At 70.9% G+C, this 17,178-nt stretch carries 18 protein-coding genes; 12 read left to right on the top strand and 6 right to left on the bottom strand.

The genetic code is table 11. From position 1 onward, the window contains the following. Window positions 1–31 precede the first annotated feature (31 nt). From IU369_RS03250 to IU369_RS03210, 9 genes are all read left to right on the top strand, one after another. A complete protein-coding gene (locus IU369_RS03250) occupies window positions 32–319 on the top strand; it encodes a DUF6112 family protein (protein ID WP_217923137.1) in 288 nt (95 codons plus the stop codon). 260 nt (window positions 320–579) lie between these two features. After that, the gene (locus tag IU369_RS03245) at window positions 580–1,035 is read left to right on the top strand and encodes a hypothetical protein (protein WP_217923136.1); all 456 of its coding nucleotides are present in this window, start codon (window positions 580–582) and stop codon (window positions 1,033–1,035) included. After that, window positions 1,032–2,411 carry a TrbL/VirB6 family protein gene (locus tag IU369_RS03240; protein WP_217923135.1) on the top strand — a complete coding sequence of 460 codons (1,380 nt, stop codon included), beginning with the start codon at window positions 1,032–1,034 and terminating at the stop codon, window positions 2,409–2,411. Before IU369_RS03245 ends, IU369_RS03240 begins: the two co-directional genes overlap by 4 nt. Then, entirely contained in the window at window positions 2,401–3,870 is a 1,470-nt protein-coding gene (locus IU369_RS03235; RefSeq protein WP_217923134.1) for an SCO6880 family protein, read from the top strand. The genes IU369_RS03240 and IU369_RS03235 overlap by 11 nt, the downstream gene beginning before the upstream one ends. Then, window positions 3,867–5,117 (top strand): hypothetical protein, encoded by a 1,251-nt coding sequence (locus IU369_RS03230; protein ID WP_217923133.1) that lies wholly within the window; start codon window positions 3,867–3,869, stop codon window positions 5,115–5,117. Before IU369_RS03235 ends, IU369_RS03230 begins: the two co-directional genes overlap by 4 nt. Before the next feature lie 2 nt (window positions 5,118–5,119). Next, window positions 5,120–5,539, top strand: coding sequence for a hypothetical protein (locus tag IU369_RS03225; protein ID WP_217923132.1), 420 nt, complete (start codon window positions 5,120–5,122; stop codon window positions 5,537–5,539). Next, window positions 5,536–7,239 (top strand): type IV secretory system conjugative DNA transfer family protein, encoded by a 1,704-nt coding sequence (locus IU369_RS03220; RefSeq protein WP_217923131.1) that lies wholly within the window; start codon window positions 5,536–5,538, stop codon window positions 7,237–7,239. The genes IU369_RS03225 and IU369_RS03220 overlap by 4 nt, the downstream gene beginning before the upstream one ends. Further along, entirely contained in the window at window positions 7,236–8,171 is a 936-nt protein-coding gene (locus tag IU369_RS03215) for an ArdC-like ssDNA-binding domain-containing protein (RefSeq protein ID WP_217923130.1), read from the top strand. The genes IU369_RS03220 and IU369_RS03215 overlap by 4 nt, the downstream gene beginning before the upstream one ends. A 234-nt stretch (window positions 8,172–8,405) precedes the next feature. Then, window positions 8,406–8,870 (top strand): NUDIX domain-containing protein, encoded by a 465-nt coding sequence (locus IU369_RS03210; protein WP_217923129.1) that lies wholly within the window; start codon window positions 8,406–8,408, stop codon window positions 8,868–8,870. A 160-nt stretch (window positions 8,871–9,030) separates the two neighbouring features. Here IU369_RS03210 and IU369_RS03205 read toward each other — a convergent pair whose 3' ends face one another. The 6 genes from IU369_RS03205 to IU369_RS03180 all read right to left on the bottom strand — a co-directional run bounded on the left by IU369_RS03205 (window position 9,031) and on the right by IU369_RS03180 (window position 14,241). Further along, a complete protein-coding gene (locus IU369_RS03205; RefSeq protein WP_217923128.1) occupies window positions 9,031–10,311 on the bottom strand; it encodes a toll/interleukin-1 receptor domain-containing protein in 1,281 nt (426 codons plus the stop codon). Beyond that, complete coding sequence (locus IU369_RS03200) at window positions 10,308–10,931, bottom strand: AAA family ATPase (protein WP_217923127.1); 624 nt, start codon at window positions 10,929–10,931, stop codon at window positions 10,308–10,310. The genes IU369_RS03205 and IU369_RS03200 overlap by 4 nt, the downstream gene beginning before the upstream one ends. 172 nt (window positions 10,932–11,103) lie before the next feature. After that, the gene (locus tag IU369_RS03195) at window positions 11,104–11,643 is read right to left on the bottom strand and encodes a hypothetical protein (RefSeq protein ID WP_217923126.1); all 540 of its coding nucleotides are present in this window, start codon (window positions 11,641–11,643) and stop codon (window positions 11,104–11,106) included. A 181-nt stretch (window positions 11,644–11,824) separates the two neighbouring features. Beyond that, window positions 11,825–12,730, bottom strand: a complete 906-nt coding sequence (locus IU369_RS03190; protein ID WP_217923125.1) for a hypothetical protein — start codon at window positions 12,728–12,730, stop codon at window positions 11,825–11,827. Window positions 12,731–12,766: 36 nt separating this feature from the next. Further along, window positions 12,767–13,423, bottom strand: coding sequence for a helix-turn-helix domain-containing protein (locus IU369_RS03185; RefSeq protein WP_217923124.1), 657 nt, complete (start codon window positions 13,421–13,423; stop codon window positions 12,767–12,769). Next, on the bottom strand, window positions 13,423–14,241 hold the full coding sequence (locus tag IU369_RS03180) for a TIGR04255 family protein (RefSeq protein ID WP_217923123.1): 819 nt from the start codon (window positions 14,239–14,241) through the stop codon (window positions 13,423–13,425). Before IU369_RS03180 ends, IU369_RS03185 begins: the two co-directional genes overlap by 1 nt. 83 nt (window positions 14,242–14,324) lie before the next feature. Here IU369_RS03180 and IU369_RS03175 point away from each other — a divergent pair, with 83 nt between their 5' ends. The 3 genes from IU369_RS03175 (at window position 14,325) to IU369_RS03165 (ending at window position 17,177) form a co-directional block, all read left to right on the top strand. Continuing rightward, entirely contained in the window at window positions 14,325–15,347 is a 1,023-nt protein-coding gene (locus tag IU369_RS03175) for a nucleotidyltransferase domain-containing protein (RefSeq protein ID WP_217923122.1), read from the top strand. Between the two features lie 193 nt (window positions 15,348–15,540). Further along, window positions 15,541–15,987, top strand: a complete 447-nt coding sequence (locus tag IU369_RS03170; protein ID WP_217923121.1) for a hypothetical protein — start codon at window positions 15,541–15,543, stop codon at window positions 15,985–15,987. Then, a complete protein-coding gene (locus IU369_RS03165) occupies window positions 15,984–17,177 on the top strand; it encodes an SAVED domain-containing protein (protein WP_217923120.1) in 1,194 nt (397 codons plus the stop codon). The genes IU369_RS03170 and IU369_RS03165 overlap by 4 nt, the downstream gene beginning before the upstream one ends. Window position 17,178 lies beyond the last annotated feature (1 nt).

Raw genomic sequence — 17,178 nt, 5'->3', positions numbered from 1 at the left:
GGCGTAATGCCTAAACGCGAGGAGGCGTTTCGTGGTCAAGGGTCTGGTCCTCCAGGTTTCCGCGACCCCCGATCCGGCTGGCCTGCCAGGTCAGGACAAGCTGCAGGGGCTCGTCAACGGGCTCTACAGTTGGTCGCTGATCTTGGTGCTAGCCGCACTGGTCGTCGCGGCGATTGCCTGGGCTTGGGGCAGCCACTCGAACCATCACGGCGCGGCCTCGGCCGGGCGACGCGGGGTGCTCCTCGGCTTCGGCGCTGCGCTGTTGGTGGGGATGGCGCCGCAGCTCGTCAACTTCTTTTACAACGTGGGACGTCAGTAGCTCCGTGTCTCCGTATCTGCTGAGGGGGCCGCGCCATGCGGGTTGTTGAGACATACGGCGGTCCGAGCCGCCTCGCGCTCGTTGGCGCGGCGGCGCTCGTACTCGCGATTGGATTGGCGGTCGGCCGGTGGACGGCCGGCGATGGCGAGCCGGCAACCTCCTCGGTAGTCGCGTCCCGTGCAACGGCGCCGGCCTCCCCGCCGTCGGCCAAGACTGACAACGGTGAGCGCACTAGGTCGGGTGCGGTCGCCACGGCCGCGATGGCAATGACCGCCCTCGGTCGATCGGATCTCCTCTTCGACCCCTCGCGCCGCAGGACCGTCATCGCCCAGCTGGCGGAGCCCGCCTACGCCAGTGAGCTCGCGTCGCTGTTCGACCGCGGCTACGACCACATGGCGCGTGAGCTCGGCGACTCCGACCCCTCCCGCGTTCTCATGCGCCTCGTCCCCCTCGGGCATCGCGTCGAGAGCTTCTCGCCCCTGCGGGCGCGGGTCGCCGTCTGGCAGGTACTCCTCCTCGGGGCGCCCGGGGGGCGCGTGGTCGCCTCGTGGTCGACCAGCCGCGCCGACCTGGTGTGGACCAAGGGCGGCTGGCGGGTCGCGCGCTTCACCTCCGATGAGCCCGGCCCCGGCCCGACCGTGACCAACGCCGCAACCGCGACGCCCTCCGAGGTCTTCCTCGCCCGGCTCGCCGGCCTCGCGCCCTTCTCGCGATGAGGCGTGTCGGCGTCGCGATCCTCGTCGCCACCCTCGCCGCGTTCGTGCTCCTGGCACCGCAGCCCCAGCGCGCCGAGGCGACCCCCACACCCTGCGACGTGCCCCTCATCGATCATGGCTGCAGCGCCGTCGGCGAGGTGGTCGGCGCCGTCGCCGGAGCGGGAGCCGACGCCGCCGGCCAGGCGATCCTCGGCAGCCTCACCGGCTGGGTCGGCGACGGGGCCTCGTGGCTCCTGGAGCAGGTCGCGAAGGCGATCGATGACACGACGCGCGTCGACCTCGGCGCGTCCTGGTTCGCCGAGCACTACGGCTTCATGTTCGGGGTGGGAGCGATTCTGCTGCTGCCACTCCTCTTACTGAGTGTGGTTCAAGCGCTCCTCCGCCAGGACGCCGGGCTCCTCGTGCGCGCGGCGCTCCTTCATCTGCCAGCGGCGATGCTGCTCACGGGCCTGGCGGTGGCGGTCACCCAGACGGCCCTCGCGGTCACGGACGCACTCTCGGCCGAGCTCACCGCCGGAATCTCGGAGGACACCGGCTCGCTCGCCCAGGGGCTTTCGGCCGTGAGCCTGCCGGGCTCGGGCATCCCGCTCTTCGCCTCCTTCGTGCTCGCCCTTTTCATAGCGATCGCCGCCGTCTTCGTCTGGATCGAGCTCGTCCTACGGGCGGCGGCCATCTACATCGCCGTGATGTTCCTGCCGCTCTTTCTCGCGGCGATGATCTGGCCGGCGACCTCGGGCTGGATCCGGCGCCTGGTGCAGCTCCTGGCGGCGGCGGTGCTCTCGAAGCTCGTGATCGTCGCGACCCTGTCGCTCGGGCTGTCGGCCTTCGCCTCCGGGGATTCGCCGAGCGCGATCCTGGCGGGGGCGGGCATGTTCATGCTCGCGGCCTTCTCGCCCTTCGTCCTCTTCTCGCTCCTTCCACTGGTCGCCGACGCCGCCCAGCCCCAGCGCGAGTCGCGCCAGGCCCTGGCGGGCGCCACCGGGGCGTCGCTCGCCTGGAACGTGGCCCGCACGCGGATGGCCTTCGGGGCCGGCCACGGCGCCGGCCGGGCGATCGGCTCTGCGAGCGCCGGCGGCCCGCGCGGGGTCGGCCCGGGTGGCGGGGCGGGCGGAGGAGGCATGACACTCGCTGCCCCGCGGCATCCGGGACCCGGTGGCGGAGCGGGCGCCGGCCCGGGCGCCTCGGGGCGACCCGGACTGTCGGCAGCGACGACGAGCGCGGCTGCGGGAGCCGGCTCCCCGCGCCCGCAGGCCGCCGGGCACGCACCTTCTGGAGCAGACGAGGGTTCTGCCCCCGGCGCGCCCGCCCGGCGACGTCCGCGCACGCCGCCGCCGATCATTCCCGCGCGGCCCGTCCGGGGCGGCCATGGAGCGTGAGCCCGCCCGCTATCGCTTCGGGCCGCTCGAGGCCGGGGGTGCGATCGGCGGACTCACCTGGGGCCAGGTCGCTTGCATCGCCGGCGGCCTGCTCGGCCTGGTGCTCTCGCTCAACGTCGCTCCCGGGGCGACGGGTGCCATCCTCGGCCTCGTGCTCGCCGGCGGCGGCGCGGCGGCCAGCCTCGCCTCGCTCGGCGGCCGTCCCCCCGTCGCATGGGCCGCGATCGCCTCGGACTACGCCACCCGGCGCCTGACGGGGCGCCTGCGCCACCGTTCGGCCGCGCCACAGCGCGGGTGGCCCGCAGCGGGAGTAGACCTGCCCGAGAGCCTCCGCGGCGTGCGGATCCTCGCGGTCCCGCTGACGGGCGGAGAGGTCGGGGTGGTGCGCGACGGGCCGACCTGGACGGCGGTCGTCGCTGTCGAACCCGGGGCCTTCGCGCTTCTCGACCTCTCCGACAAGGAGCGGCGCGTCGCGCGCTGGGGGTCGGTGCTCGCCGGCTTCGCGACGCCCGCGAGCCCGGTCTCGCGCATCCAGTGGATCGAGCGCACCGCCGCCGAACCGCCGGACGCGCTCGGCCGCCATCTGCGCGAAGGCCTCGGCCTCGACCCCTCCGATCCGGCGGTCCACTCCTACCTCGACCTGATCTCCACGGCCGGCCCGCCGGCACGCCGGCACGAGACCTTCCTCTGCCTGCAGGTCGACGGACGGCGTGCAGGGCGAGCGGTCCGCCGGGCGGGTGGCGGCGACGCCGGAGGCTGCGCGGTCCTACTTCGCGAGCTCTCGGGGCTCGCCGAGCGCCTTCGCGGCGCCGAGGTGCCGGTGCGCGGCCTGCTGTCGCCCGGTCAGGTGGCGCGCGCCATCCGCCTGGGCTTCGACCCCGACGCGCGGGCGGCCCTCGATGAGCAGGCAGCCGACGGCCCGGAGCCGGCGGGCGTCGCACCGGCGACCGCCGGGCCGATGGCCGCCGAGGAGGGGTGGCGCGCCTATCGCACCGACGGGGCGATCCACGCCACCTACTGGATCTCGGAGTGGCCGCGGGTCGACGTTGGCGCGGACTTCCTGATGCCGCTGGTGTTGACGACGACCGCATGGCGCACGATCGCGGTCACGATCGAGGCGCTCGATCCAGCCCGCGCGATCCGCCAGGCCGAGAACGCGCGCACCAGCGCCACCTCCGACGAGGAACTGCGCGGGCGCCTCGGCTTCTCGGCCACGGCGCGCCGGCGCCGGCGCCAGGAGGCGGTCCTCGACGAGGAGGACGAGACGGCGGCCGGGCACGCCGGCTGTCGCTTCTCGGGCTACGTGACGATCTCGGCGCGCTCGGCCGAGGACCTCGAGGGCGCCATCGCCGACGTCGAGCACCAGGCCCAGGGCTCGCGCCTGGAGCTACGGCCGATGTGGGGCGAGCAGGCGGTCAGCTTCACCTACACCCTGCCGCTCTGTCGGGGGCTTCGGTGAGGACGCGCTCGCGCCGCCGCGCCCACCGGGCGACGAGCGCGCACCTGCAGGCGGCCTACCCGTTCATGGGCGAGGGCGGCCTCGGGGGGCGGGGGGTCTACATCGGTCGCGAGGTCTACTCCGGGGCCGCATTCTGCTTCGACCCCTTCGTCCTCTACGAGCTGGGGCTTATCACCAACCCCTCGGCGCTCATCGTCGGGCAGATCGGCTTCGGCAAGTCGGCGCTGGTGAAGACCTACCTGGCCCGTCAGGCGGTCTTCGGCCGGCGCTCGATCGTGATCGACCCCAAGGGCGAGTACGGGCCGCTCGCCGAGTGGTTCGGCGGCCGGCCGATCCGCCTGATTCCCGGTGGGCACGTGCGCCTCAACCCGCTCGATGCGGCGGGCGGGCGCGAGGAGCGCGTTGCCCTCCTGGCCGCGCTCGTCTCGGCCTCGCTGCGGCGGGCTCTCGGCCCGCAGGAGCACACCGCCCTCGACGTCGCCTACCGGGCGGCGGCCGCCTCAGACGCGCCGACGCTTCCCGCGGTCCAGCACCACCTCCTTCACCCCGCCCCCGAGCCGGCCGTCGCGCTCGGGACCGACGCCGCCGGGCTCGCCCAGGAGGGACGGGCCTGCGCCCTGGAGCTGCGCCGGCTCTGCGAGGGCGATCTGGCGGGCATGTTCGACGGACTGACCTCTCACCAGGTCGACCTCGACACGCCGGTGGTGGTCTTCGACCTGTCCGCCCTCCATGGATCGGCCGCCCAGGGGATCCTGATGGTCTGCGTGAGCGCCTGGCTGTCGGGACGCCTCGCTCGTGCCGACGGGATCAAGCGCTTGGTCGTACTCGACGAGGGCTGGGCCGTGCTCGCCGACCCGGCGACCGCCGCCTTCCTGCAGCGCTCCTGGAAGCTGGCGCGCGCCTACGGCGTGGCCAACATCCTGGTCGTCCACCGCCTTTCCGATCTACGGTCCGCCGGAGCCGAGGGATCGCGCGAGACACGGATCGCTGAGGGCCTGCTCTCCGATTCCGAGACCCGGGTGATCCTCCAGCAGAGCCCAGCCGACCTCGCCGCTACGCGCGAGCTGGTCGGCCTGTCGGCCACCGAGGCCGAGCACGTCGCGGGCCTCTGGCGGGGTGCCGCGCTCTGGAAAGTCGGCGGGCGCTCGTTTCTCGTTGACCACCGTCTGTCGCGCCGCGAGTGGTCGCTCGTGGACACCGACGGCCGAATGCGTGGCCCCTTGTCGACCCCCGACCCGGGAGACTGATGATGAGCGACCACACCCCGGCCGCGACGCCTCTCGCCCCGGCGAGCCAAGCGGCGACGATCGGCGATCCGCTGCTTCCGCGCGCCGAGGAGGCCGATCTGGCCCGCCGCGCCCAGGCGGCGGCGGAGCTGGTCGCGGGCTTCCAGGGCTCGCCGCGCCTCGACAACCGCTTCTGCCTGGCGGTGCGCGATCTGGGGCGGGCGATCGTCGGACTGGAGGGCATGCGGGCGGTCGGCTTCGCCCCCGAGATCGCCGCCGACGCCCTGCCCCGCCTCGGCGACGTCCTCGCGCAGGTGGAGCGGGCCCTGGAGCGCGCCCGGCCCGAGCTCGAGGCCGAGCGCCGCAAGCGCGCACAGGATCGCGGGGCGGCCCGTCCACGGGCGCCGCGCCCGGCCGCGAAGACGGCGGGAGGAGGCCGATGACCCGGCCGCCCGCACCTCGCGCGCCCGAGGACCCGTGGGTCACCCTCGGGCTCGCGCTCGCGGGCGGCGCGGTGGGCTTGGCGCTCGCCGTATGGGGCCTCGGCCACCTCGCGGGGGTCACCTTCGGCTCGGGCGCGCCTGCCGCCGGGCTCGCCGACATGCCGGGGGTCCTCGCACGGATGCCCGAGCGGCTCTCCGATCCGGCCTCGGCCTGGCCGGCGGGCGACCGCGCGCGGCTGCCCGGCCCGGCGGGCTTCTACGGCACCCTCGCGCTGGCGGTGGCGACGCTGTCGGGGCTCGCGCTGGCGGGGATCTCACTCGTAAGACGGATCGCCGGCGTTGACGCCCTCCGTCGTCGACCTCCCGAGGGCGCCCGCTGGGCGCGGGCACGCGACCTGCGGACGCTGATCGCCCGGAGGGCACAGCCCGGACGGCTGACGCTCGGGCGGCTCGGGCGGCACCTCGTCGCCGGCGAGTCGCGGGCGAGCACGGTCGTAGTCGGGCCAAGTCAGTCGGGGAAGACCGCCGGTCTCGCGATCCCCGCGATCCTCGAGGCCACCGGACCGGTCGTGGCCGTGTCCGTGAAGCGGGATCTCCTCGACCACACCCTGGCGGCGCGACGGGCTCGCGGCCAGGCGCTGATCTACGACCCGACTGGCGCCGCGCGGCTCGACGACGAGGGGCTCGTCGGATGGGACCCGGTCGCCTCGTGCGCCGAATGGCCGGACGCCCGCCGGATGGCCCACAACCTCACGAGCGCGCAGGGGGCGGCGGGCGGGCGCGACGCGGAGTTCTGGCTGCAGATGGCGGCGAAGCTAATCGCACCGCTGCTCCTCGCCGCCGCCGGCCGCGACGGCGGCTCGATGCGGGATGTCGTCGGCTGGCTCGACTCGGGCGAGCAGACGGCGGTCAGCAGGATTCTCGTAGAGCTCGGCGAGCCGGACGCACACGCCGCCTTCGTCGCGACCTGCCGCCGGGAGGAGCGGACCCTCTCGTCGGTCTACGCGACAGCCGAGGCCGTGCTTGCGCCCTTCTCCGACCCGGCGGTTCTGCGGAGCACCACCCTGCCGCAGATCGACCAGCAGGCGGTCCTCGACGGACAGAGCACGCTCTATGTGATCGCCCCCGCGAAGGATCAGGAGCGCCTCGCTCCGCTCTTCGCGGGACTCATCGAGCACATCGTGGAAGCCGCCTACGCCCGGGCCGCCGCGGGGAACCCCTGCGAGCCCGCGCTGCTGCTCGTGCTCGACGAGGCGGCCAACACCGCGCCGATCCGCAACCTCCCCCAGATCGCCGCGACGGCCGCCGGGCAGGGCATCCAGGTCGTGAGTGTCTTCCAGGACCTCGCCCAGGCGCGAGGACGCTACGGCGAGGCCGCCGACACGATCCTCGCCAACCACCGGGCCAAGCTCTTCCTGTCGGGCATCAGCGATGCGCGCACTCTCGACTACCTCGGGCGGGCGCTCGGCGAGGAGGAGGTCGGCTACGAGAGCCACACCCGGGGCGAGCACGGATCAGCCAGCCGCACCCGGGGGACGCGCCAGAAGCGGCTGGCACCCGCCGACACCGTGCGGGGGATACCGCCGGGCGAGGCGATCCTCGTCTACGGGCATCTGCCGCCGGCGCGCCTGTCGCTTCGACCCTGGTACCGCGAGCGGGCCCTGCGCCGGGCGGCCAGAACTGCTGGGACGACGGGTTGACCGACCCGCCACCCGAGACCGGCCGTGGCCGGGCCGAGGCGCGCCGCGAGGAGGCACGCGCCCGCTTCGAGGCGGCCTGCGAGGACCTACGGAGCTCGGAGGGCTGGCAGCGCTTCGCGAAGGCGCGGGCGCTTCTTCGCGGCTACTCGCTCACGAACACGCTCCTGATCCTCTCCCAGCGGCCCGACGCGACGACGGTCGCCAGCTACCGGCGCTGGATCGCGCTCGAGCGTCAGGTGCGCCGAGGAGAGCAGGCCCTGCGCATCTGGGCGCCTTCGGTGCGGCGCGAGCGAGACGGGAAGACTGGCGAGGAGGCCGCCGCGGTCCGCAGGTTCGTGCTGGTGCCGGTGTTCGACATCTCCCAGACCGAGGGGCCTCCCCTCCCGGAGCCGCCGCCGATCGCGCCGCTCACGGGAGCGTCCCACGCTCACCTGCTCCGTCACCTCGAGGAGGATGCGGCGCGCGCCGGCTACCGGGTGGAGCGGCACGATGTCATGCCCGGGCGATCCCAGGGGTACGTCGACCACCACCATCACCTCATCGTCCTCGCGTCGACGCTCGCGCCGAACGGAGAGGTCGCCGTCCTCGTCCACGAGCTGGCCCACGTCCACGGCGCGCGCTACGACGAGCTCGGTCGCGCGGGGGCTGAGGTCGTCGCCGAGACCGCCGCCCACATCACTCTCGCGGGCGTCGGCCTCGACACCGGACGCCAATCGGTGCCGTACGTCGCCGGATGGGCAGACGCCGCCCCACAGACGCTCGCCTCATACGCCGACGCGACACACCGCATCGCCTCGGCGCTGGAGTCGGCGCTCCGGCTCGGACACGAACCCGAGCAGCGCCCGCTCGCGCCGCTCTGGGAGGACGCCGCCCTCGCCCAAGCGCCGCAGATCGCGGACGAGCGTGCCCGGGCTCCCGTGCGGACCCGCTGAGGGTTCACGCGCCTCGACATCTCCTCCGGTGCAGGCCCAGCGAGGCCGTGCCCGCCCGCTGGCGACGCTCCGCGGAGAGGCCCCCAACACCACGTCGACGCTGTGGGTCTCCCGGACTCGCCGCGAGCCCCAGCGTGTACTTAGCTTAGACGGGGCAACCGGCTCATACTGAGCGGGCGGCCGTGCACACGTGCCACCGGCGGCCGGAGGGTGCCACCGGCGGCCGGAGGGTGCGTGGCCCGGCAGATCGCCAGCAACGAGGCGGCCCACGGCGGCGCGGATGGCGCCTGCGCGCTGCCGACCTGGTCCGGCTACCATCCGCCCATGGCCGTTCACGACATCTACATAGACTCTGGGTCGGGCGTTGTCGACGCGGGCTTTCTCATGATTGCCTCCGCCTACCTCGTCCAGCGGCAACGCGTCCTCCTCGTGCACCACTCGAGGTTCGACTGCTGGGTGCCGCCCGGCGGGCACCTCGAACCGGGCGAAACCTTCTCGCAGGCTGCCTGCCGCGAGGCGCATGAGGAAACCGGCATCACGGTACGTGCCTGCAGGGACACACCAGCGATTCATCCGGACGATCCGGGCGCTATCGCCGAACCCCTGCCCTTCTATGTGGACGTCGAGACGACGGGCTTCCGTAAGCCAGCAATTGTTCAGTTCTTCTTCGTGGCCCCCCGGGCATCCCTAGTAGTCTGAAGCCTCAGAGGGATGAGGTGAAGGCTTGCAGGTGGTTCTCACATGACGAGATCCCGGGTCTCGACACCTTCGCCCAAGTGCGCTCCCTGGCGGCCTTTGCCTTAGAGAACCACCCGGAGCGCTTCTCCTAGCATCAGCAGGGACGTCTGAGGGTGCAGGCTCAGACGCCGGCGACCAGCCTCCGGACGACAGGCCAGTCTGCAACCCTGCCCAGGAACGCGTACGTTCGTGGTGGGAAGCCCAGGCGCCGCAGGTCCTCGCGAACTCCTCTCGCTCGACTCTCAGCCTCGCCATCGTTTAACACGCGTAGCCACCTCATCGCCACGATCTCACCGAGTTCCGCTTCGGACCTAGTGCGCGGACTGAACCCCCTGGCGTGCTCCTGAGCCATCGCAAAGTAGTCCAGAGCCACTGGATTCTCGGCTAGCACATAAAGCCAGCCTACGTTCAAGATCGCGCTTGCAAGCCCGGCGGAGTTCGGGTTCTCTCGCAGTACCCCCGTGAGGTAGGTGACCCCGTCTTGGGCGACGGCAAGACCTTCCCGGAGCCGCCGCCTCGTTGGCTCTTGCATCCACAATAGGTGAGCCTTCCGCCAACGCACTGTGCCCGGAATCCAGTCGTCTGACGGTGTAAACGTCATCAGCTCACTATCGAGCCTCTCCATACGCGTCAGGTAGCGCGCAGATAGATCAAACGCTTCCTGTTCGTAATAGTATACGAACAACTCCTTCATTAGTCGATACTCGAACGCCGCAGAAAGGCGTCGGACCGGGATGTCACCCATATACCTCTGAAGCAGGAAGCGCACGTGACCTACCTGCCCTCGACTTCGCGCGATGAGAATCAGGTTGGCGAGACCAAGAGCAGCCGTTTCGTAGTCGCGCCGTGCAAGGGCGAGCTCGAGCAGTGTCTGAGACCGTACGACGGACTCGTTAAAGCGACCCGCCCAGAACGCTGTGGAGATCAACATCTCCTCGTCATCCAAGCGAAGCGCTTCCTGCATTCGGTAGCCCTGCGAGAGGACGTCGGCGATCTTCCTTGCGGTTTCGTCCGCGTCGTTCACCCACCGGTGAAACAGCCGCGAGTGCACGAGGGGGAACGCCGCTCGGACTTTCGCTATCTCGTCGTCATCCCCAACCACGAGCGGGAGAATGCGTGCGCCCTCTCCGCGAATCTCCATGCTGACGAGCGCCGAGTACTCCCGACGTGCCCAAGGGGCGTCCACATAGGCAGTACTGAACACGACCAGCGCCGTCTCAGCGGAGCGTAGGCCCGACTCAATCGCCGCGACGATGTCGGTACCCCAGCGCATTTCGTGGGAATCGACCCAGTATGAGATCCCTCGCTGATCAAGAGCACCAAGAATGGGTGCCACGACGCGGTCACGGTCCGAGCTCGCATATGAGACAAAGACGTCACGCTGGCCGTGGAGCGGAGTCACATCAACTCTGCTCCGCTGGATTCCGAGGGCGCCGTGTCTGCGGCCAAGCGGCGGAGGATCTCCCGCTCGATGTCCATCACAGCCGTTTCTGGGCTTTGAAGCGGAACGACCGCGCAGCCGAACCTTGACGCGAACGCATCAGTCGAGGTGTCGATCGCCTCCTGGAAGCCAGCGTCGCCGATCCGGATGGGATCGCTAGAGTCCGCCATCGGGAAGCGCCAGCCCACCCGAAACAACACATCGTAGGACTGTACGTATTCTTCGGCGAATGCAACCATGGCCTTCGCGAGCCTCGCCTCTTGACCATCCGCGCCTGTCATTTGAGCGCTGTAGGCGAGCACTTCAAGGATCGACCGGTCGCAGATGACGATCGCCGCTTGACGTCCCGCTTCGAGCTCGTTCGCGATCGTGCGGACAAAGAGATCCAGCTGTGAGGTGATGTTCCTGATCCCCGAAGCCAGAAAGCGGCTCGTTCGGGATGGCTCGGGTGAATACGTAGCATCCAGGCCCTGTGCTCGAAGCCTCGCAGTAACCCCGTGGCAGATCGTTGTCTTCCCAGCATTGTGGGTACCGATCACAGCGAACCGTTTGGGAGCATCCCCGTAACGGGTCGGCCTCATCGAAAGACCGTGCACGAGGAAACGCTCGGCCGGTTAGGAAGTGACCGCCACCACCAGGAGCCTCGGGGCGCTGTGCGTCCTCCGTGTCGCTCTGTTCCTCGCTGGGATACGACGGCTCGGCAGGAGCGGGCGCCAGACTTAGGAAGCGGGGAGGCTGCGAACCCTTTGGCGGTCAAAGGTGTCGCGCCTCGAGGGCGTCTTTGTGCAACCGCGGAACCTCTGAAACCGCCGCGAGAAGGTCTGCGTATGCGATCAAGGGCTCTCTGATGTCGCTGAGGGCTTTCCGCAGTTCTGGTGTGTGCTCCCATGATTTCTCATGCTCAGTTCGCGATAGGCCCTGCGGACGCCCCGCCTCCCAGTCCTCAAGCCTGGGGTGCCACTCGGTAAGCACGGGTCGCAGGACGTCGTTGAGGATGACAGCAGCAAGGAAACCAAAGGAGTAGTCACCGCTACCCTTGGGTTGGGCGATGCGCGGACCATACGACCGAAGAATGTCTCTGGTCGTCTGAAAGAGCGAGTGCAGAGATTGGAGGGCCTCACGATTAAGGCCCTGGCGGGGCCTCAGCTCGACGATCGTCACGCGCGTGATCAGCTCGACGTACATCTCCCAGGCAGCTTTGCGCTCAACGTCGTCAGGCTCCCAAGTACCCTCGATCCCGCCAACCCCGAGGGGGAGACTAAGCGAGAACTTGAGTTGTTTGAAGACCGGCATGACCTCTCCAGTGCCCAGAGCCGCATTGTGAATCTATGACGTTGGGAATCTACGTCATCGCGATGTCGATCGCGAGACCGGTGGTGGCCCGCAGCGGAGGCGGGGCGTGCCTTCGCTCGTCACCCCACCCAAGCCCCCCCAGGCCCCGTCCGCCGCTTTGGGGTCTCGGGCGCTCCTCTCCTTAAACGACGTCCTCTTCGCGAAGCTCAGGTCGCTCCGGACCGTCCGCCGCTTCCCCGCCGAGGTCCGGTGAGAGATGGTCGAAGCTGATCATCTCGGTGTCGAGCGCCATCTGAAGCGAGAATTGCGTCGTCGAAGCCGGCTGGGAGGGCATGAGCTGATACGGCTGGAATCCGGTCACCTGCTTGGCGAACCGCTGCTCGTAGCGGGCGCGGAGACGGTCCACCTGCTCGGTGACCGCCGCGACGTAGCCGGAGAACTCGACCGACTCGATCAGATCCGGGTCGAAGACGGCGATCAGGCTCACCCCTCGCACGCCGTCGGCCCCAGGTAACAGGAACTGGGTTCTCCAGCAGATCGTGGCACTTAGCGCGGTCGCATGGTCGACGCGCTCCAACGCGTCCTCGAGGGCGGGCTGAATCGTCCGCGTGAACGCGTCCGGCAGCGGCGTACGGCGCCATCGGCGAGCGCACCAGGTTGAGATCAGTTGCGGATTGAGGGGAACGTGCAGCGGCTCGAGATCCGGCAGTCGCTGCTTGTCGAAGGTGATCATCCGCGCCTGGCTCGCGACCAAGCGCGCATCTGCGTCCAAGACGAGCCACCTGGCCGAGTTGCGTCGCGGGAGCGGGCGATCCGGCTCGGGGTCCCATGCCCCCGCTGGTAGCGCGACCGCGAAGGGCTCAGAGGCGGCCGGTGCCGTCAGGTCGCACAGTTGCGAGACCAGCAGGAACTGTCCGTCGGGCGGAGTTTCGTCCTGGACGGGTCCGCCGGCGTCTGCCCGCAGGTCGCAGGAACGAAGGCCGGCGGTAGCGATCTGGTGCGCCAGATCGCCCCTCCAGGGGATCAGCGCTCCGGGACCCCAGCCCTGCTCGAGGACACGTTCCTTGAACGCCTGGTCATCGACCACGGGTCCACCGTCGGCTCTCGGCGGGACTCAGGTCGGTCACCGGCTCGTCGGGTCCTCAGGGTCGAACACCGGCGCCGCATCGGACCGCAAGAGCGAGCGGGCAGGCACATGGCGCGGGTCGCGCGGCTGCTCGGGCAGGAGCTCGAGAGGCTGCCAGGGCTCGGCGCGGCGCGTGCGGCCGGGGCCGAGTTGGCTCGCGAGGTGGTCCCTGATCAGGGCTGGCGAGGCGCCCATCGCGATGATCTCGATGATCGAGCGGCCGCCGACGCTCGAGCGCAATGCCGCCTGCATCTGTGTCGCTGACGCATCGAAGTCCCGCACGATCTCGAGGATCTGGCTCAGTCGGCGCTGGTGCGCCGCCGTCATCGCGTTGGCGCCCTTCGCCCAGTAGTGGGCCGTGCGCCGCGACACGCCGAACAAGCGCGCGCACTCCTCCCAGGTGAGGTCGGTCCGGTCGCGCAGCTCGCTGATCAGGGCAGCCGCGTCAGGCGGGGCGGGCGAGTGCGTCGCCTCAACCCAAAGCGTCCACGCCGGCTTTGAGGCGGTGATGGCCTCGGGCAGCACGAGCGGCCGGTTGAAATCCCAGCCGGTGTGGGCGACCGGCAGCGACAGAAACATCGCTGGGTCGTAGACGTGGGCGTCATTGCCGACTAGCCACCAGGCCCTGCTCGTCTCGGTCAGGGTGGGGCTCATCAGACCTCCAGCCGGTGGACAAGTTCGGGATCCGCGCCAAAGCGCAGGAGGAAAGCGGGCTCGATCGCCCACCGGAAGAACCGGTACTGCAGCCGAGAGAAACGCAGCGCCTGAGTCCGAAGAGCTTCGGCGTCGAAGGGTCGCTCGACTTCCTCGTAGACGTCCACATCCAGAATCCAGCTTCGGCCGTTCTCGGGTCCGGGCAGGCCGGGATCGATCATCAAGTTCGGCGGGACGATGCCCCAGCGGGCGACGAGCCAGACGTGCTCCTCAAGCGGATACTGCGACTGGGTCAGCAACAGCTTTGGCTGCGCTCCAGGCACTGCGGCGACTCCAACCACCTCCGGCCGCACGAGTTCGGGAAGCCGGACGAGGTCGTCCTCCTGCTCGAGCCGACAGATGTAGCGGACGCCCACGCGCTCCACGAGCCTCGGCTCGACGTGAGTCGCTACGGCTTCGAGGACCCTGGCGAGGCGCTGAAAGAAGAGGTCCTTACCGGGGTACGCGTCGGTTTCGAGCGTGACGAAGGCGGTGGCCAGCGTGAGCTTCCAATGGTCCTCCTGGTCGCGCATACGCCACAGCTCGGCGCGCTGCGGCTCGGCCGCTGGGCCAGCCGGCAGGAAGAGCTCGTGCTCCTTAAGCGCGGACGGATACTCGTCGGCCAGCGCCTCCTGGAAGTCAGCGAAGAACTCGTCGCGGACGATCCGCGCCATCGGCGAGAAGCGCACCTGAACGAAGACCTTCGCAAGCGGCGGTGGCTTCAGCGGGATGGTGGCCGGAATCGGCCCGGAGAGTGGGGTGGGGTGGGTTCCTGGCATCGGTTCACACCATACTTCACAATGACTCTACTTCACACTATAGTTCACATCGGCACGACGACCCGATCCTGAAGGAGCACCCGATGAGCATCACCGTTTCCGCTGATTCGAGCGTCCAGGAGGCCTTCGAGGCCCACGAGCGCGCCATCCGCGTCTCCGGCGACCAGAATGCCGAGGCCAAGCGGATCCACCCGCTCGTGCGCGAACAGGTCGCCGAGCAGCTCGGCATCCCCGTCGCGGATACGTTCCTCAGCGGCTCGTATCGCCGCAAGACCCAGATCGCCCCGCTCGGTGATGTCGATGTGATGCTGGTGGTGGGCGATGTCCGCCACCGCCCCCCGCCCGACGAGGAGCTCGCCCGGATCGCCCGAGCCGCGGCGGGCTCCAAGATCGTCCGGCGCGTCAAGAAGATCGGCGTCCGGGCGGTCACCTGCGTGATCGAGGGCTCCCCGATCGAGGTCGATCTGGTGCCGGCCCGCGAGCACGACCTCGACGATCGCCTGTGGCTCTGCCGGAACAAGCCTGAGGAGGGGCTGTGCGACTGGACGCTCGAGCACCCACGGGGCCAGATCCAGGCCGCGGCCGATGCCAATGCCTCCAGCGGCGGGACCTACATCCGGGCGGTCCGGATCGCCAAGAGCTGGAACTGCCGGATGGTCGAGGGCGACGAGAAGCTCCTGCCGTCCTACGCCATCGAGGCCGCGACACACGGCGCCCTCGGTGGCCGTGAGCACGACTACGACCAGGGCATGGCCCTCACCCTGGAGGCCCTCGCCGAGCACCTGGGCGAGCGCCGCCCTCTCCCCGACCCCGGCTGGCCCGAGCGGGACGTCCTCGAGCTGCTGGCCGACGACCGGCGGGCCCGGGCGATCCCGGTCGCGGCGGCCGCCGCCGAAGCGGCACGAGCCGCGCTCGACCTGCCGTCCGAGGAGGCCCTCGCGGCCTGGGAGCAGCTGCTCGGCCCGACCTTCCCCGGCCCCGGCCAGCGCCCCGGGACGGTTGCGGCCTCCCTGCGCGCAGGCACGGCCGGCGTCGCCGGCGCGGGGCTCAGCCTCGCGCCCGGCGCGCGGGCCATCGCCAAGTCGCCCCGGGCGTGGCGGGCCTGAGATGAGCAGGCGCAGGCGCAGGCGCAGGCGCAGGCCAGCGCCGCCGTCGCCGGCGGAGCGGCCCACCGCGCCCCTCGACCCGCTCACGCTCTGTCGCCGGGCCCTTGGCCGAGGTGGGATCGGACGCCCGGATCCTCCTCACCTGCCGGGGCACCGGTGGCTCCCGTGGTGGCTGCGTCCGACGGTGAGGGGGGTGATCGAGCGCGGGCTCACCGAGGGAGGACTGGTGGCCCTTCCGGCCGAGGCCCTCGAGGATATGCCGCTCCTGCGCGCCGTCGTGGCCGGGCGGGGTTGGGGCCGACCGCGCGCCTACCGCTTCATCGCCGAGGGGCCATTCGGGCGGTTGCGGCTCGTGGCGCTGGTGCCGCTGGTCGCCCGCCGGGCGGTCGTGGTGTGCCTGGACGGACCGAGCGGGGCGGGGGTTGCCTCGCCGCACCGCAACGCCCTCTCGGGCCCGCACGGGCACGAGCTCTGCCTCTACTACCCCGGCGACCCGTCGCACCGGCGCTGGGAGCCTGAGGACGGGCTCGTAGCCCTCGCCGACCTCGCTCGGGCCCACGTCGCCCGGGAGCACATCTGGCGCATCGAGGGCTTCTGGCCCGGCGACGAGGCCCCGCACGGGGTGGCGGCGGCGGCATGAGCCTGCGCCCGTTCCTGTGTCACGCCCGCGAAGACCGCCTGCGCCTGGAGGAGTTCAGCGCGCAACTCAGCCTGATGGGGGCCGACGGGTGGCAGGACGTCAACGACCTGCGTCTGGGGAGCCCGAGCGAGGGCGAGATCCGGCGGGTGATCGCCGAAGACGCGGGCGGGTTCATCTGGTTCGGAACCCCGGCCTCGATGACGTCACGTTTCATCCGCAAGGTCGAGATCCCGGCCGCGCTGGGGCGCGGCCGGCGGGGCGGGTTCCCGGTGGTGCCGCTGTTCAGCGACCTGCGCCCCGGCGACCTGCCGCGGCGGCCGAGACTCTGCCTGCCGCGATGGCGCGGCAGCCTGGCAGCCCTCGGGGGACTGAACGGGGTGCTCCGAGCTGACGGCGAGGACGATCCCACACTGTGGCGCCGCGCCGCCGGCGACTACGTGCGCCATGCGCTCGTCGCCCGCGGCTCGGCTCCGATCACGATCTCCTTCTCATGCACGGCCGTGCCCGACCACACCGCCGAGGTCGCGGTGGACTGGCGGGCGGTCGTGGAGGAGACCACGAGCGGCATCGACGGCGCGCGCGTCACGCACGCCGCCGGGAACCTCGAGTCAGCGCTGCGCGAGGCGGGCGTGCGCCGTGTGAGGATCACGGGAGACCTCTACGCACCGCTCGCGGCGGCCCTCGGATACCAGTGGCGCGCGGTGAGTGGCCTCCAGCTCGAGGTCGCGCAGCGATTCGGGGGACGCGAGATGACCGTCTCGAGCAAGATGCTCGCCTCGGGGTTTTCGGTCGTCCCGGCCCGTCAGGCCCGGGGCGGGGAGGGGCCGGTGCTGGTCGTCGTCTCGGCGCCCGAGCCGATCGACGGCGCCGCGGGGCGGTACGCCGATGAAATCGGCGCCGAGGAGATCATCACGCTTCACGCCCCGCACGTCCTCAGCGAGGACCAGATCGGCGGCCTGGCGCAGCAGGCGGCCCGCCTCCTCGCGGATCTCTCCGATCTCGGCCGGGACAAGCACCTGGTCGTGCGCGGGCCGATGAGCCTGGCGATCATGATCGGGGCCGCTAGCAACGCCATAGGTCCGACGCGCGTGCCGCTCTGGGATCGCTCCGGCGGCTACCTGCCGGGCCTGGTGATCGGCGGGGCCGCGATGGTCGCTTCCGGGCAGCTGCCGGCGCCGAGCAAACCCTGAA

This window comes from Miltoncostaea oceani (assembly GCF_018141545.1).
Taxonomy (GTDB): Bacteria; Actinomycetota; Thermoleophilia; order Miltoncostaeales; family Miltoncostaeaceae; genus Miltoncostaea; species Miltoncostaea oceani.
The sequence above is the reverse complement of the archived record's forward strand: the minus strand, read 5'-3'. Positions and strand labels throughout refer to the sequence as shown.